This window comes from Rhodanobacter sp. MP1X3, assembly GCF_014207165.1.
GTDB lineage: Bacteria > Pseudomonadota > Gammaproteobacteria > Xanthomonadales > Rhodanobacteraceae > Rhodanobacter.
This window is the reverse complement of record NZ_JACHCO010000028.1, coordinates 1-1,169: the sequence shown is the minus strand read 5'-3', so window position 1 is coordinate 1,169 and position 1,169 is coordinate 1. Positions and strand designations below refer to the sequence as shown.

Sequence of the window (1,169 nt, the reverse complement as noted above, 5' to 3'; positions counted from 1 at the left end):
CTGCTGCAAACGTGGAACGCTACGGCGGCGCCGTATCCGGAAAACGTATGCATCCATCAGCTGTTTGAGGCGCAGGTGCGCAAGACGCCGGAGGCGACCGCGCTGGTATGCGGTGATGATCAGCTTAGCTATCGCGAGCTAAACGAACGGGCTAACCAATTGGCCCATCATTTACGCGGGCTAGGTGTGAGGCCTGATTCACTGGTCGCGCTGTGTATCGAATGTAGCGTGGATGTGGCGATCGGCCTACTGGGTATCCTGAAGGCCGGCGCGGCATACGTACCGCTCGATCCCGACTATCCTACCGCGCGGCTCGAGTGGATACTTGCGGATACCGCGGCGCCCGTGCTCGTCACACACTCGGCACTTAGCGAACGTCTGCCGAGTCATCCGTGCGTGCTGTGCCTCGACACCGATCGAGCCAAGCTAGCAACCTACCCGACGAAGAATCTGTCGTTGCGTACAACGCCGCAACATCTGGCTTACTGCATTTATACCTCGGGCTCGACAGGGAAGCCGAAGGGCACGCTCAACACTCACGCTGGTTTTGTCAATCTGGCGCGCTGGTATGCCGAGGTTGACCCGGCCAGCGCCGTGCGCGTGTTGCTCGCGAGCTCTTTAAGTTTCGACCTGACGCAGAAGAATTTTCTGGGCACTTGGCTGGCAGGGGGAACGCTGATCGTACCATCCGCGCCGATCAGTGATCTGGATAGCATGCGCTATACGATGGAAAGTCAAGACCCGACCCGAATCAACTGCGCGCCATCCGCATTCCGCGCTTACCTGACGGGCATTGAGATGCCGGCAACACTGCGAATGGTGATGCTCGGCGGCGAACCGATTGATGCAACGCTGGCGGCCCTGCTGTCTTCGCATGGCATCACCCTAATCAATTCGTACGGCCCGACGGAATGTGCGGATGTTGCTATCTGCCACAGGCAACAAGCAGGTGAGTTCCGGCGAGAGGTACCTTTGGGTCGACCGCTGCCAAACGTGCGGATCTACGTTCTGGACGATGCATTAAATCCGGTGCCCGTGGGGGTGGCGGGTGAGATCCATATTGCTGGCGTCGGTGTGGCGCGTGGCTATCTGAATCGTCCGGATCTGACATCTGAGCGATTCCTCGACGATCCCTTTGCACCGAAAGCCGGGGGGCGGATGTACCGCAC

Annotated in this window: 1 protein-coding gene; it reads left to right on the top strand. The window is 59.4% G+C overall.

Annotated elements, in window-relative coordinates:
* Positions 1-1,169 (top strand): amino acid adenylation domain-containing protein (locus tag HDE79_RS21770; protein ID WP_184605316.1); only part of this gene is annotated, 1,169 nt, incomplete at both ends.